The organism is Mesorhizobium sp. M6A.T.Ce.TU.016.01.1.1 (genome assembly GCF_003997065.1).
Lineage (GTDB): Bacteria > Pseudomonadota > Alphaproteobacteria > Rhizobiales > Rhizobiaceae > Mesorhizobium > Mesorhizobium mediterraneum.
Genome location: NZ_RZTJ01000001.1, coordinates 25335 through 40587 on the forward strand (window position 1 = coordinate 25335; position 15253 = coordinate 40587).

Sequence of the window (15253 nt, forward strand, 5' to 3'; positions counted from 1 at the left end):
TGCTCTAATCCAGCTTGTCGATACCGATGGAAAAGTCGACATTCTCCCAACGGCCGGCATCGGACCAGAAAAAAGTAAAGACGATCGTATTGCCCGGCGAAACATCGGCAACCGGCAGATCCGTGAGATGGATGCCGAAGGCATTCTCGGTCGTCTCGGCGTCATGGGCGGTCGCCCAATTGTCGCTGCTCCAATGCACCACCGCTCGGGCCAGCAGCTCGACGCGCAGCATCTTGCCGGCGGGCAGGATGCGGACCTTGTGGTTGAAGCGCCATGTCCGGCGCGGCGACACGGTCCTGTCCTCGATGTAGCGCTTCACGCCTTGCGGCGGCATGTCGAAGACGGCGCCGTCGCTCAGCGAACGCAGCAGCTTGATGTGCTCCGAATGCGCCCAGACCAGCGGCATGGCGCTGCCCGATGGTCGGCCGCGCCACAATTCCCTTTCCGGCATGTCGGGACCGTCCCAGACCTGCTCGGGCAGCAGGCCGCCAGACCCGGCCGAGGCCTCGAACGTCTTCAGCAGGCTCGCCGCTCTGTCCTTGCGCCCCGCCGCCAGCTCGTAATGCGCGCGCTCGCCGGTGAGCAGCGGCCAAGCGCGACCCTGCCCGGTCCCGTCGAAGGGCGCGCCGTCGGCGTGTTCGCCATAGCCGTCGCCGCTATAGCGATACCAGACAGGCCCCTGCGGCAGGTCGCAGCGCAGCCGCGCATCGATGACCTTGACCGTGTCGACGACGCGCGGATCGTCGGCGGCCCTGAGGCCGAAGCGGACGAGCGCCAGCGCATCCGGGCTGACGATCGCCTCGGCCGGCCGGTCCGTATCGGCGGGCGGTCGGTTCTTGATCGGGACATAGCCGTGTTTCGGCGACGCCGCGCCGGCGGTGTCGGGCGGCGCAATACGGACGTAGTAGCCTGCGACGCCAACCTCTTCGCACAGTGGAGTGCCAGTGACATAGGTCCAGCGCTCGATCTGGTCGTTCCAGACATCGGCGGTTTTACGCAGATAATTTGCCGGCTCTGCTTTGGCGCAAACACCGAACATGTCGGCCGCCGCAAGCAGCGCTGCGATCTCGACGGCAAGCGTGAACGGGCTGTAGCCGGCGTCCTCCTCCCAGCGGTCCTCGCCGGTGACCGGACCATTGCGCACGACATAGGAAGCGGCGCGCTCGATCATCGGCATGAAGGCGAGCAGCTTGGCGTGCGGCAGGTGCCCGGCCCGGCGCAGCGCGTCGGCGAGCAGCAGCGGAAAGGCGCATTCGTCCATCTGAATGCCGGGCCAATAGGCTGACCCGTCGAGCCAGGCATTCTGCGGCCAATGGCCGTCAGGCTGCTGGATGGAACGGAGATAGGCGAGAATCTCAAGCGCTTGCGCCGGATCGCCGGCGGCCAGGAAGCCGCCCGCGGTTTCGACCAGGTCGCGCGGCCAGACCAGGTGATAGCCGCCGAGATCGTCGTCGCCCATGCTGAAGCCCCATGGGATCGACAGGCTGGCGACGGCTGCGCCGGATTTCGCGGACGACCGGTGCGCTGCCAAAACAGCCGTGCTGACGCGATAGGTGTTGATCCCGGACACTGCATGCCGGTCGAGCGGAAGCAACCCTTTCTGCCATTTGCGCCATTTTTCGACATAGACCTCGGCAGCGGCATCGAAGCCTTGCTTCAAGCTGGCGGAAGCAACCCCCGCCGCCTCTTGCGGTGTTGCCCCAAAACCCAGCGCCAGCATGACTTTTGGGTTCTCGGCCGAAAAGCCAATCTCCCCTGTCAGCGCTACATTGCCGTTCTCTGCCCTTTGATAAGCCGGATCGAACCGGCCGTCACAATGGAGTTGCTGCCAGCCGTCGGAGGCGCCGACATAGCCGGCCGAGCAGGCTCCCCAAGGCAGCGACGAGGCGAGCGCCAAGTAAACACCACGCCCCGATGCAAACAGGACAGGCTTTCCCTCGTAGTCGTCGACCCAGGCGGTATTGCCCGTGCCGGCGTTGACCAGATGCGGCGCCAGCAGCGCGTAGACGCGGTAGTCGGCAACCGTGCCTCTCAGCAGCGTGAAGCTGATTTCCTGCAGCAAAACAGGACGTTCCGGATCCGTAATGATCCGCTTTTCGATCCGGTAGGTGCCATCAGCCGTGGTGTTGACCAACCTGTAGGCGGGCACGCCGCCCTCGAACGGCTCGATGCTGTGTTCGGCATCGCGCTTCTCTTCCGAGAAATAGCCGCCCGGTCCCGTGACGACCAACCCCATGTCGCGCGTGCAGGCGCTGTCCAGGTGGGGATAGTAGATCTCGTTGAGGATGCCGTGGCTGACCGTGAACCAGACGCGGCTAGCCAGTGAAAGCGCGGTGCCGACGCCGCTCTTGGCGCTCGAGGTCCAGCGCGCCGCAATTCCGGGTGCGCCCGGCGCAACAGTCGGCGTCACTGCCATTCGATTTCGGCCTCCAGACCCTTCCCTAGCCCATGACCCAAAGGCTTTTCAATCATTGCACCGCAAGTTGATCACCAACTCTGCGCGGATTGCAGTTGACAGCTTGCGAGCCATCTGCATTTGTCTGACAATAGATAAAAAACAGGGACGCGAATTTTAACAACCGTCAGCAGTCAATAAAGATCAGCAACTCAGGGAGGAGTATGACATGAAGAAAATGCTCGTTTTGGGGGCATTCGCGGCGATGCTCGCGTCAGGCACCGCACTGGCCGATACCAGCGACAAGAAGATCGCCTTCTCCAACAATTATGCCGGCAATTCGTGGCGGCAGGCGATGCTCGACAGCTATGCCATCGTCACCAAAAAGGCGGTCGCGGACGGGGTGGTGGCAGCCGCGGACATCTTCACGACGGCCGACAAGGAGGTGCCGACACAGGCGGCCCAAGTCCAGAACCTGATCCTGCAAGGCTATGACGCGATCGTCATCAACGCCGCCTCGCCGGATGCGCTCAACGGCGCTGTCAAGCAGGCTTGCGATGCCGGCATTGTCGTCGTCTCCTTCGACGGCATTGTCACCGAGCCTTGCGCCTACCGTGTGGTCGTGGACTTCAAGGACATGGGCAAGCAGGAAGTCGAGCAGATGGCCAAATTCCAGCCCAAGGGCGGCAATCTGCTGGAAATCCGCGGCCTTGCCGGCACGTCGATCGATGACGCCATCCATGCCGGAATTCTGGAAGGCGTCGCCGCTCATCCCGAGTTCAAGATCGTCGGTTCGGTGACCGGTGACTGGGATCAGACAACAGCACAAAAGGCGGTCGCGACGATCCTGCCGTCGCTGCCGGAAATCGTCGGCGTCGTCGATCAGGGCGGCGACGGCTATGGCGCGGCACAAGCCTTCGCCGCCGCCGGCAAGCCGCGCCCGACCATCATCATGGGCAATCGTCAGGACGAGCTGCAATGGTGGAAGGAACAAAAGGACAAGGACGGCTACCAGACCTGGTCGGCCTCCATCGCGCCGGGCGTATCGTCGCTGGCCTTCTGGGTAGCGCAGCAGGTGCTCGACGGCCGCACCGACATCCCGCATGATCTCTTGGTGCCATACCTCGCCTTCACCCAAGATGATTTCGAGGCCGCGCTGCCGAAAATCCCCAAGGGTGGTGTCGCCAGCCACGAATACACACAGGAAGACGCCATCGCGGCGATCAAAGCCAACATCAAGTGAGCATGGCACATCCAATGCCGCACGCGTTGCCGACCGGATATCGCTAGGGATGCCCGAGGCCGGCGCAGACATCATCCGGCTGGACGGCGCCGAAAAACATTTTGGCGCCGTCCGTGCCCTCGCCGGCGTCGATTTCCATGTCGGTGCCGGTGAATGCGTTGGTCTCGTCGGCCATAATGGCGCGGGCAAGTCGACGCTCATGCATATGGTGGCGGGCACGCTTGTGCCCGACAGCGGCCAGATCGCGGTGCGTGGCGGCATCGAGAACAATTATTCGGTGCCGCGCGCCCAACAGCTCGGCATACGCTGCGTGTTCCAGGAACTCTCGCTCTGTCCGAACCTCAGCGTTGCCGAGAACACGCGTATCAACCACCCGGCGCTGCGCGGCCTCAGTTGGCGGCGCAAGGCGGCCGATCTCATCGCCGCCAAGCTCGACGAGATATTCCCGGGCCACAGCATCTCCGCCTCCGATATCGCCAGCGACCTTTCCATCGGCAGGCGGCAGATGGTCGAGGTGGCGCGTGCCTTCACGGAAACGCAGGATCCGCTCGAACTGGTCATCCTCGACGAGCCGACATCGTCGCTCGACGCGCATACGGCCGGCCAGTTGCTGGCCTTCGTCCGGCGCTTTGTCGCCGGGGGCAAGAGCTGCATCCTGATCTCGCATGTTCTTGGCGAGGTACTCGGGAATGCCGACCGCATCGTGGTGATGCGCGACGGCAAGGTCGTTGCGTCAGATGCGGCAACGGCTTTCGATCGCGACAGGCTGGTGACGACCATGGGTGGAGCGGAAGCGCGTGAGAAGATCGCGGCCGAAATTGCGACCCAAAAGCCGGAGACCGGCCCGTTGCGGGTCCGGGCCCGCCCAGCGCGGCAGCAGGACGGCAACGAGCTTGTCGCGCATGCGGGCGAGATCATCGGTCTTACCGGGCTGGCCGGCCATGGCCAAACCGACCTGCTGCTGGCGATCTTCGCCGCTGCGGCGCGCTCTAAAACCGGCATCGAGGTCACCGCGCCGGTAGCGCTGGTGGCCGGTGACCGGCAGTCGGACGGGATTTTCCCGCAATGGTCGATTGCGCAAAACATCGGCATCCGCTCGCTGAAGCGATTGCGCAACGGCCTGCTGATCTCGCCGCAGCGCGAAGCCGAGCTCGCCGACTTCTGGCGAGGGAAAATCGGCATCCGCACTCCGGACATGAACAACAACATCTTCTCGCTGTCCGGCGGCAACCAGCAGAAGGCCTTGTTTGCCCGGGCGCTCGGCTCCGACGCGAAGATCGTGCTGATGGACGACCCAATGCGGGGGGTCGATATCGGCACCAAGCTCGAGGTCTACGACCTCGTGCGCGAAGAAGCTGGCCGCGGCCGCACCTTCCTGTGGTACACCACGGAAACCGAAGAGCTCGACAATTGCCACCATATCTACGTCTTCAAGAACGGCCGGATCGTCGCCAATCTTGGGCGCGACGAGCTGACGGAGGAAAAGATCATCCAGTCCTCGTTCGGCGACGCGGCCTGAGATGACGGCAGCACCTGTCGAGACCGGCCTCAAAGGTTCCGCCGAGCGTGACAGGCTAGCGCGGGCGCGCCTGTTGCGCAGCCTGCTGCCGGCTTTATCGCTGGTGCTTGTGCTGCTGGCGATCGCGTGGCTCAACCCGCGCGCCATCAGCTATTTCGGCTTCAGCCTGATGCTCAATTTGGCGATCCCGATCGCCCTGGCGACGATCGCGCAGATGTTCGTCATCGCCGGCAACGAGCTCGACCTGTCGATCGGCACCTTCGTCGGTTTCGTCGGCTGCGTCACGGCGACGTGGCTGAAGGACGCGCCACTGGTCGGCATCTTGATCCTGCTCGGCTCGATCGGTGTCTACGCGCTGCTCGGCGCGCTGATCCATCTGCGCAACCTGCCTTCGATCGTGGTGACGCTCGGCATGAGTTTTGTCTGGCAGGGGCTCGCCATCCTCATCCTGCCGAAGCCCGGCGGCAAGGCGCCGGACTGGTTGCTGTCGCTCATGGCTTTCAAGCCGCCTTTCATTCCCTTTCCGATCATTGCCGCGCTGCTGATCGCGGCGGTCGTTTATTTCGGACTGATGCGCACCTCCTATGGCGTGATCCTGCGCGGATCGGGCGGCAATGCCGCGGCACTCAGCCGTGCCGGCTGGTCGCTGCTCAAGACCAAGATCATCCTGTTTGCACTCGCCGGCCTGTTCGGGGTGCTGTCCGGCATGGCCTTGATCGGCATCACCACCTCGGCCGACGCCAATATCGGCAATGGCTACACGCTGCTTTCGATCGCCGGCGTCATCCTCGGTGGCGGCGAATTCGTCGGCGGCCGGGTGTCGCCGATCGGCGCGGTGATCGGCGCGCTGACGCTGGCGCTGGCCGCGTCGCCACTGCTGACCTTCATGCACATTCCGCCCGATTGGCAGGTGGCCGCCAATGGCGCCATCCTGATCATCGTGCTGGCGGCCCGGGTGCTGATCAGCCGCAGGGAGAGGTGAGCGATGGCATCGTTGCGATTGCTGCTCGCCAAACCGTGGATCTGGTCCTTCATCGGCGCGCTGCTGGTGTGGTTGGCGACGATTGCCTTCACCGGCGGATATGGCGGCGGCGGCATGATTACGGCAGCACTTTCGCTCGCCGTCTTCACCGTCATCGTCGGCGTCGGGCAGATGTTCGTCATCACCCTCGGACCGGGCAATGTCGACCTGTCGCTGCCGGCCAACATCGGCCTCGCCAGCGCCGTCGCCATGAAGGTGATGGACGGCAATGATTCGATGATCGCCGTCGGGCTTCTGGCGGCGCTGGCCTGCGGCATGGCGGTCGGTGCCGCCAACTATCTCTTGATCTGGGCGCTGCGCATTCCGCCGATCATCGCCACATTGTCGGCGAGCTTCATTATCCAGTCGATCGACATCAGCTATGGTCGCGGCTTGCAGATCAAGCCGCCGCCGGGCTTCGCCAGTTTTACCAACTGGCAGATTCTGGGCTTTCCGGTCCTGGCGATCCTCACCGTGCTGTTCACCATCGGCGCTGCCATCGCGCTACAGCGCATGATCTATGGCCGCTCTGTGCTGGCGATCGGCCAGAACATCCGCGCCGCGTGGTTGGCCGGCATCAATGTTGGCCGCATCCGCTTCCTCACCTACACGCTGTCGGGCGCGCTCGGCGGCCTCGACGGGGCGCTGCTCGCCGGCTATTTCCGCGGCGCCAATGTCGATATCGGCAACGAGTACCTGCTGGCCTCAATCGCCGTCGTCGTCATCGGCGGCACGTCGGTGGCCGGCGGCAAGGCCAATGTGCCGGGTGTCTGGGGCGCGGCGCTGTTCCTGGTGCTGCTCCTGACCATGCTCAACACGTTCGGCGTCAGCGCCGGCGTCCGTCTGCTGCTGACGGGGCTGATCATCGTCGGCGTCATCACCGCTGCCGGCGGCCAGAAGGCACTGCGCTAGCTCTTTCGCACGGCGGAGCAGAATCTTTTGATGCCGGCGGGACAGCGCCCCCCTCTGCCCTGCCGGGCATCTCCCCCACTTGGGGGGAGATTGCGCACTCAGCCGCTTTCGCCAATCGCAAACGCCTCAGCAGTAAGAACGCCGACGTTGCAGGGCGAGCGGTGCGGGCGAAGCAGCCGATCTCCCCACTTGTGGGGGAGATGCCCGGCAGGGCAGAGGGGGGCGCGAAGGATCACCACAACAGCCCGGAGCCTTTCCGCGAAAACATCGCGGTTTCCATCCGGGCATCGGCCCTGTAAATCGTTCGGCGAACATCATTGCTAGAGGTTTGCGTGTCCAATTTCGTGAGCGTTACAAGGAACGGCCGCATTGCCGTCGTGACCATCGACAATCCGCCGGTCAATGCGCTGAGCTTCCATGCTCGCGAGCCGCTGATGCAGGCGCTTGTCTCCTTGCGCGACGAGCCTGATGTCGCGGCCATCGTCATCGCTTGCGCCGGGCGGACCTTTGTCGCCGGCGCCGACATCACCGAATTCGGCAAGCCGGTGCAGCAGCCGGATTTGCGCGCCATCATTGCCGTGCTGGAAACCATCGCCAAGCCAACGGTCGCCGCTATCCACGGCACAGCGCTCGGCGGTGGCTTGGAACTGGCGCTTGGTTGCCATTTCCGCGTTGCCGATGCCGGGGCCAAGCTCGGCCTGCCAGAGGTCAAGCTCGGCCTGCTGCCCGGCGGTGGCGGCACGGTTCGGCTGCCGCGTCTCGTCGGCGCGCTGAAGGCGCTCAGCATGGTCGTTTCGGGCACGCCGATCGGTGCGGCCGAGGCGTTCGCCGCCGGGCTGGTGGACGCCGTCTTCGAGGGCGGCCTGGCTGCGCAGGCGGTTCGTTTCGCCAGCGAAATGGCTGGCAAGGGCGGGCCGTTCGCGCCGGTGCGCGACCGCAACGATCGTCTCGACCAGGCGGAATTGCCTGCATTCGACAAGCAAGCGGCGGAGCTTGCCAAAAAGGCGCGCGGCCTTGAAGCGCCGATCGCCTGTGCGCAGTCGGTGCGCAATGCCATCACGCTGCCGTTCGAAGAAGCGCTGGCGGCGGAACGCGAACTGTTCGTCAAACTCGTTGCGGGCGATCAATCGCGCGCGCAGCGGCATCTGTTCTTCGCCGAGCGCGAGGCGGCGAAGATTGCCGGCAAGGATATCGTCCGGCGCACGATCGCGCGGGTCGGCGTCATCGGCGCCGGCACCATGGGCGGCGGCATCGCCATGGCGTTCGCCAATGGCGGCTACCCCGTGACCTTGCTGGAAACCAGCCGCGAGGCGCTGGAACGCGGGCTGGCGACGATCAAGAAGAATTATGCCGTCTCCGTCACGCGCGGTTCCCTCAGCGAAGACGCCAAGCGTCAGCGGCTCGGCCTGTTCGAGGGTTCCACCGACTATGGAGACCTTGCCGATTGCGACCTGATCGTCGAGGCGGTGTTCGAGGAGATGGCGGTCAAGAAAGAGGTGTTCGGCAGGCTCGACGCGGTGGCCAAACCGGGCGCGATACTCGCCACCAACACCTCCTATCTCGACGTCAACGAAATCGCCGCCTCGACGTCGCGCTCGCAGGATGTCGTCGGCATGCATTTCTTTTCGCCGGCCAACGTCATGAGGCTGCTGGAGATCGTGCGCGCCGACAAGACCGCGCCCGATGCGCTGGCGACAATCGTCGAGCTGGCACGGCGGATCGGTAAGGTGCCGGTCGTCGTCGGCGTCTGCCACGGCTTCGTCGGCAACCGAATGCTGGCCGCGCGCGGTTCGGAATCCGAGGCGCTTTTGCTGGAAGGTGCAACGCCACAGCAGATCGACCAGGCGTTCACCGATTTCGGCTGGCCGATGGGGCCGTTCCAGATGGGCGATCTCGCCGGCCTCGACATAGGCTGGCGCAACCGCAAGGCGCGCGGCCAGACGGCAATAATCGCCGACACACTGTGCGAACAGGGGCATTTCGGCCAGAAGACCGGCAGCGGCTTTTACCGGTATGAGAACGGCTCACGCACACCGGTTCCCAACCCAGCGGTCGAAGCGCTGATCCGCGACAAGGCTGCCGAGAAGGGTATCGCGCCGCGCACGATCGGCGCGGAGGAGATCATCGAGCGGACGCTCTATCCGATGATCAATGAAGGGGCGAAGATCCTCGAGGAGAAAATTACCGCCCGCGCCTCCCACATCGATGTCGTCTGGGTCAACGGCTATGGCTTTCCGGTGGGCAAGGGCGGGCCGATGTTCTGGGCCAGCCTTGTGGGGGTCGACAAGATTATTGGACGGCTGGATCACTGGCACGAGCGGACCGGCAAGGATGTTTTCAAGCCAGCGCCCCTGCTCAGGCAAATGGCAGCATCCGGCTCCTGGGAAGGCGTTGCCCGCTAACTGCCTGAGCGAGGCCATTTTCGAAATCATGGACTACTGAATCCGCGCGTCGATGATCTCGACGAAACGCGCGAAGAGGCCAGCCTGCGATTTGATTTTGAGCTTGCGATAGATGTTGCGGCGGTGGACCTTTACGGTTCCCGGTACGATGCGCATCGCCCTGGCTATCGATTCCGTCGAATGGCCCTGAAGCACCAGATCGACGACATGCTTTTCGCGCGGCGTGAGCGAAAGGCTTTTCCAGATATGAGCACGCTCGAACTCGTTGACCGGAGCAATCGCCTCGTCCTGCTTCGTCGCTGCCGGTTCGTCGGCCGGAAGGGCCGGCCAGCGCAGCCTGGCGAGACCGATCACCGCCGGCGCCATGTCACGCAGCAACCTGGCATCGGCGGTTCCGAAGGGTCCCGAAGCATGCAGTCGCATCAGCGAGACCACCAGCGCGTCCTTTCCCGGCAGCGGCACGAAGAAACCGACCTCCTCGGCCAGCTTGGTCTGGCTATAGTAGGAGCGATAATATTCGCTGGCGTAGAAGCGGTCCGGCGCCAGCTCGCGCATGCGCCAAAAACCTTCCTTGCGCTCGACCGCCGCGTGGTGGAACGGGTCGAGCAGATAAGGCCCTTCCTGGTAGAGCGCGACGAAGACGTGGCTTTCGGCCGGCGAGAACGTCTCGAACAGCAGCGGCGGGCGCGAGGCGCCGCGATAGCCGAAGATCACACAGTGATCGAAGCTGACATGCCGCCGGAGCCAAGCGACCATCGCCTTGCCGAAAAGCTCGCCGCTCGTCTCCCGTGTCGCCGCGATGAGCGCAGCGAGCTGATTGTATTCGTCGCCGCGCGATCCGCTCAATTTATACCCCTTTAAACGAGAAAATAGACCAAATATACCACCTGCGAGGTATATACTAGTCACCGTTGGCTCTGATAGCGTCTTGAAAATCGCCTTCGCTGGAGCCCGCAGCTTTGACCGCAGTGCCAGATATCGAGTTTCGCGGGGTCACCAAACGCTACGGCAGCGTGACTGCGGTCAGCGGCATCGATCTAGCCATCCCGCCGTCTGCCTTTGTCGCCTTGCTCGGGCCGTCCGGCTGCGGCAAGACTACCTGCCTGCGCATGATCGGCGGCTTCGAACAGCCGAGCGAAGGCGCGGTCTTTATCCGCGGCCGCGACATGGCCGGCACGCCGCCCTACCGGCGGCCGGTCAACATGGTGTTCCAGCAATATGCGCTGTTTCCGCATCTGGATGTCGAGGACAACATCGCCTACGGGCTGCGCCAGGCAAGGCCGCGGCTGTCGTCGCGGGAGATCAGCCTGAGGGCAGGCGAGGCGCTCGCCATGGTGCGGCTTGCCGGCTACGGCCGCCGCAAGATCCACGAGCTTTCCGGCGGCCAGCAGCAGCGTGTCGCCCTGGCGCGCGCGCTGGTCAACAAGCCGGCGGTGCTGCTGCTCGACGAGCCGCTGGCGGCGCTCGACAAGAAGCTGCGCACCGACATGCAGATAGAGCTGCAGAACCTGCAGCGCGAGATCGGCATCACCTTCGTCCTTGTCACGCACGACCAGGAAGAAGCACTGTCGATGAGCGATTTCGTCTGCGTCATGAATGGCGGGCGCATCGTCCAGCTCGGACAGCCAAGCGAAATCTACGACGAGCCCGCCGATCTCTTCGTCGCGGACTTCGTCGGCAAGACCAATCTCTTGAGCGGCAAGGTCGCGGGGCATTCGGGCAACCTCGTCGAGGTGGCGCTTGCCGACGGCACCGTCATTGCCGCGCGCAAACGGACTTCGCTGCGGCAGGACGAAGCCGTTGCCGTCAGCCTGCGTCCTGAATCCCTAAGCCTCGGCGCGCCGGGAAGCGGCCGGCTGAACGGCATTGTCCGCAACCGGATCTTTCTGGGCTCGACCGCGGAATATGCGATCGAGGTCGGCGGTATCGGAACGCTGCTCGCCAAGGCCGATCACCTGATCGGCAGTGGCAACCTCTTCAAGCCGGGTGAACCCGTCGCCATCGGCTTTACATCAGGAACGCCGCTCGCGTTCCCGGACCCCAAGAATAACGGGACCAACCAGAGGGAAAATAAACATGTCGAAATCCTATCGTGACGGACTGCCGATAAGCCCTGAAAAATTCGTCGATCAGTTGATGCGGCTCAAGCGCGGTTCCATCGGCCGCCGCGAGTTCCTTGGCCTCACCGGTCTTGGCATCGCAACGGCGGTGATGGCCCGCGAGCTCGGCATCATGCCGTCGCCCGCCTTCGCCCAGGAGGGTCTTGGCGACCGCATGTCGATCGCCACCTGGCCCAATTATCACGACCCGGCGACGTTCGAGAATTTCAAGGCGGAGACCGGCGTCGCCGTCGAAGTCAATGTGTTCGGGTCAAACGAGGAGATGCTGGCCAAGCTGCAGGCCGGCGCCTCGGGCTGGAGCCTCTTCGTGCCGACCAACTACACGATCTCCACCTACAAGAAGCTCGACATAATCGAAGCGCTCGACATGGCCAAGCTTGCCAATTTCGACGGCTCGCAACAGGACCCGCGCTTCACTGGGGAAGGCACGATCGACGGTGCGACCTACGCGGTGCCGAAGAACTGGGGCACCACCGGATTTGCCGTCAACACCAAGAAGCTGACCAAGCCGGTGACGAGCTGGAAGGAATTCTGGGATACGGCCATGACCGAGGGCGACGGCCGGACCATGGTTCATGACTACCAGCTCACCACGATCGGCAATGCGCTGAAATATTACGGCTTCTCGTTCAACTCACTGAAGCAGGACGAACTCGCCAAGGCGGAGGAACTGCTGCTGAAGGTCAAGCCGCACCTGTTTGCCGTTTCCAGCGATTACCAGCCGTCGATGCGTGCCGGCGACGCCTGGATGACGATGTGCTGGACCAATGACGGGGCGCAGCTCCACCGCGACATTCCCGAGATCGCTTATGTGCTTGGCAAGGAGGGCGGCGAGATCTGGACCGACTTCTACGCCATTCCGAAAGATGCGCCCAACAAGCCCGCCGGCTATGCCCTGCTCAACTACCTGATGGACCCGAAAGTCGCGGTCAAGGAGCACCTGGCCAACGGCGCGCCTTCCACCGACGCGCGGGTCAATGCGCTGCTGCCCAAGGAGGTGCTGGACAATCCGATCCTCTACCCGGCGGCGGAACTACTATCTCCGATGGAATTCGGTGCGGCTGCGACGCTGACCGATCCGGCCCGGGCCGAACTGATGGCCCGCTTCAAGTCGGCTTGAACCGGCCATAGGTCCGATGCAGGCAACTCACCCGGCGGGCAGATGTCCGCCGGCACCGGGGCGGTTTTCAATGCGCAGCAATGTCCTTCGTCATAATCTGCTGACCGCGCTGCTGCTTGGTCCAGCAACCGCGTGGCTGGTGGTGTTTCTGGTCCTGCCGTTCGTCGCGATCGCCGTCTTCAGCGTCGGCGAGCGGGCGCCGGAAGGCGGCTATCAGGCCGCTTTCACCTTTGCGCAATATGCCAATCTTCCGGCGCGGGCGACTGCCTTCTGGAACACGATGGTGCTGGCGCCGGCAGGCGCCTTGGCCTGTCTGCTCGTCGCCTATCCGGTTGCCTATTACCTCGCCTTGCGTGCGCCGGAGCGGTGGCGGCTGATCCTGCTTGCGCTTGTCGTCATCCCGTTCTGGACCAGCCTGCTGATGCGAACCTACGCCTGGATGTATGTTCTGGGCGGGCGCGGCATCCCGGCATTGCTGGCCTATGTCGGGTTTGAAGATGTGCGGCTGATCAACACGCCGGGCGCGGTCCTGCTCGGAATCGTCTATGGCTATCTGCCGCTGATGATCCTGCCGATCTATGTCAGCCTCGAGCGGCTCGATCGCCGGCTGCTGGAAGCCTCCGCGGATCTCGGCGCCACGCCGATCTCGACATTCCTAGGCGTGACGCTGCGGCTGTCGCTGCCGGGTGTGATGACCGGCTTCTCGCTGGTCATGATCCTGCTGCTCGGCGAATATCTGATCCCGACGCTGCTCGGTGGCGGCAAGGTCTTCTTCATCGGCAACGCGCTGGTCGACCTGTTCCTGCAGTCGCGCAACTGGCCGTTCGGGTCGGCAATCGCGATAACACTGGTTCTGGTTTCGGTGGTGGTGCTGCTTGCCGCCAACCGAATTTCGACCCGGCTTTCCGGAGCGCGCCGGGTGGACCTGATCTGATGCGCGCCTTCGTCATAGCGGTCTTCGCATTTCTCTACCTGCCGATCGCGCTTGTGGTGCTGTTCTCCTTCAATGCCGGCCGCCACGCCAGCGAGCTCACCGGCCTGTCGGTGCAATGGTACGGCAAGGCGCTGTCGAACCCGTTCCTGGTCGAAGCGCTGAAGAACAGCCTGTTCATCGCCACCACCAGCGCCTTGCTCGCAGCACTGTGCGGCACGGCGGCGGCGCTTGGGCTGGCGCGTGTCGGCGCGCGGACACGGGCCATCTTCGATGCGCTTCTCGGTGCGGCGATCGTCGTTCCGGGCGTCGTCATCGGCATCTCGACGCTGGTCGCGCTCGTCCAGCTATTTGGGGTCCTCAATCCGTTTCTCGCGTCGCTGTGGCCGAATGACCAGCCGCCACGCCTGGCGCTCGGCTACGGCTCGATCATCGCCGCGCACGGCCTGTTTTCGATGGCGCTGGTGGCGATGATCGTCGGCACACGCCTCGGCAGCCTCGACCGAAATCTGGTCGAGGCCTCGAGCGATCTTTACGCCACTCCGCTGACGACGTTCCGCAGCATCGTGTTGCCGCAGATCATGCCAGCGGTGATCGCCGGCTTCCTGCTCGCCTTCACCTTCTCCTTCGACGATTTCATCGTCGCCTTCTTCGTCGCCGGCGCGCAGACGACATTGCCGATCTATGTCTTTGCCTCGATCCGGCGCGGCGTGACGCCGGAAATCAACGCCATCGCGACGATCGTCCTCGTCGCCTCCGTTCTGCTTGTGGTGCTTGCCCAATGGCAATTGCGCCAACGCAAACCATCAAACTGAAAGTCGCATCATGATTCTGAAAGATCGCATCGCCGTGGTGACCGGCGCCGGGTCGGGCATCGGGCGCGCCGGTGCCATGATCATGGCCAGGGAAGGCGCGGTGGTGGTGATCGCCGACAGGGATCAGGCTGCCGGCGAAGCCACGGCTTTCGACATCCGTGCCGCCGGTGGACGGGCCGAGGCGGTCGCCACCGATGTCGGCGACGACGCGGCGGTCGAGGGACTCATCACGGGCACACTGAGCAAACATGGTCGGATCGATATCCTGCACAACCACGCCGGCGTCCAGGTCGGCGGCACGCTGACCGAAGTCGGCGTCGACGGCATGGATGCCTCGTGGCGGATCAATGTGCGGGCGCAGTTTCTCGCGGCCCGGCTCGTCATGCCGTCGATGATCGAACAGGGCGGCGGTGTCATCCTGAATACCGCCTCGAATTCGGGTGTGTTCTACGACCGCGAGATGATTGCCTACGCAACCTCAAAACATGCAGTGGTGGCGATGACCCGGCAGATGTCGCTCGACTATGCCAAGCACAATGTCCGCATCAACGCGCTCTGTCCGGGCTGGGTCGACACGCCGTTCAACGAGCCGTTCATCGCCCAGATGGGCGGGCGCGACGCGATCGAAAATTATGTCCGCACCAAGATCCCCATGCAGCGCTGGGCCGCGGCGGAAGAGATAGCCGAAGCGATCCTGTTCCTCGTCTCCGATCGCTCGTCCTTCATGACCGGCCAGGCTTTGGTGATCGACGGCGGCGAGAGCATCGGCTGACGC

12 protein-coding genes are annotated in these 15253 nt (G+C 63.9%); 10 read left to right on the forward strand and 2 right to left on the reverse strand.

Annotation, left to right across the window (positions count from 1 at the left end; genetic code table 11):
- Positions 1–4 precede the first annotated feature (4 nt).
- Positions 5–2416, reverse strand: a complete 2412-nt coding sequence (locus tag EOC94_RS00150; RefSeq protein WP_127288250.1) for a glucan 1,4-alpha-glucosidase — start codon at positions 2414–2416, stop codon at positions 5–7.
- A gap of 208 nt (positions 2417–2624) precedes the next feature.
- On the opposite strand from EOC94_RS00150, the gene EOC94_RS00155 reads away from it, so the two are divergent.
- The 5 genes from EOC94_RS00155 (at position 2625) to EOC94_RS00180 (ending at position 9492) form a co-directional block, all read left to right on the forward strand.
- Complete coding sequence (locus EOC94_RS00155) at positions 2625–3638, forward strand: substrate-binding domain-containing protein (protein WP_127288251.1); 1014 nt, start codon at positions 2625–2627, stop codon at positions 3636–3638.
- 49 nt (positions 3639–3687) lie between these two features.
- Complete coding sequence (locus EOC94_RS00160; RefSeq protein WP_127288252.1) at positions 3688–5157, forward strand: sugar ABC transporter ATP-binding protein; 1470 nt, start codon at positions 3688–3690, stop codon at positions 5155–5157.
- 1 nt (position 5158) lies between these two features.
- Complete coding sequence (locus EOC94_RS00165; RefSeq protein ID WP_095484953.1) at positions 5159–6139, forward strand: ABC transporter permease; 981 nt, start codon at positions 5159–5161, stop codon at positions 6137–6139.
- Positions 6140–6142: 3 nt separating this feature from the next.
- Entirely contained in the window at positions 6143–7090 is a 948-nt protein-coding gene (locus tag EOC94_RS00170) for an ABC transporter permease (RefSeq protein ID WP_127288253.1), read from the forward strand.
- Positions 7091–7422: 332 nt separating this feature from the next.
- On the forward strand, positions 7423–9492 hold the full coding sequence (locus EOC94_RS00180) for a 3-hydroxyacyl-CoA dehydrogenase NAD-binding domain-containing protein (RefSeq protein ID WP_127288254.1): 2070 nt from the start codon (positions 7423–7425) through the stop codon (positions 9490–9492).
- A gap of 33 nt (positions 9493–9525) precedes the next feature.
- Here the strand turns inward: EOC94_RS00180 and EOC94_RS00185 are convergent, their stop codons facing one another.
- Positions 9526–10338, reverse strand: coding sequence for a LuxR C-terminal-related transcriptional regulator (locus tag EOC94_RS00185; protein WP_127288255.1), 813 nt, complete (start codon positions 10336–10338; stop codon positions 9526–9528).
- 113 nt (positions 10339–10451) lie between these two features.
- On the opposite strand from EOC94_RS00185, the gene EOC94_RS00190 reads away from it, so the two are divergent.
- The 5 genes from EOC94_RS00190 (at position 10452) to EOC94_RS00210 (ending at position 15250) form a co-directional block, all read left to right on the forward strand.
- On the forward strand, positions 10452–11588 hold the full coding sequence (locus EOC94_RS00190; protein ID WP_127288256.1) for an ABC transporter ATP-binding protein: 1137 nt from the start codon (positions 10452–10454) through the stop codon (positions 11586–11588).
- On the forward strand, positions 11569–12732 hold the full coding sequence (locus EOC94_RS00195) for a spermidine/putrescine ABC transporter substrate-binding protein (protein WP_127288257.1): 1164 nt from the start codon (positions 11569–11571) through the stop codon (positions 12730–12732). The genes EOC94_RS00190 and EOC94_RS00195 overlap by 20 nt, the downstream gene beginning before the upstream one ends.
- A 70-nt stretch (positions 12733–12802) precedes the next feature.
- Entirely contained in the window at positions 12803–13666 is an 864-nt protein-coding gene (locus EOC94_RS00200; protein WP_127288258.1) for an ABC transporter permease, read from the forward strand.
- The gene (locus EOC94_RS00205; RefSeq protein WP_127288259.1) at positions 13666–14478 is read left to right on the forward strand and encodes an ABC transporter permease; all 813 of its coding nucleotides are present in this window, start codon (positions 13666–13668) and stop codon (positions 14476–14478) included. The genes EOC94_RS00200 and EOC94_RS00205 overlap by 1 nt, the downstream gene beginning before the upstream one ends.
- Before the next feature lie 10 nt (positions 14479–14488).
- Positions 14489–15250, forward strand: a complete 762-nt coding sequence (locus tag EOC94_RS00210) for a glucose 1-dehydrogenase (protein ID WP_127288260.1) — start codon at positions 14489–14491, stop codon at positions 15248–15250.
- The last annotated feature ends 3 nt before the right edge of the window (positions 15251–15253 follow it).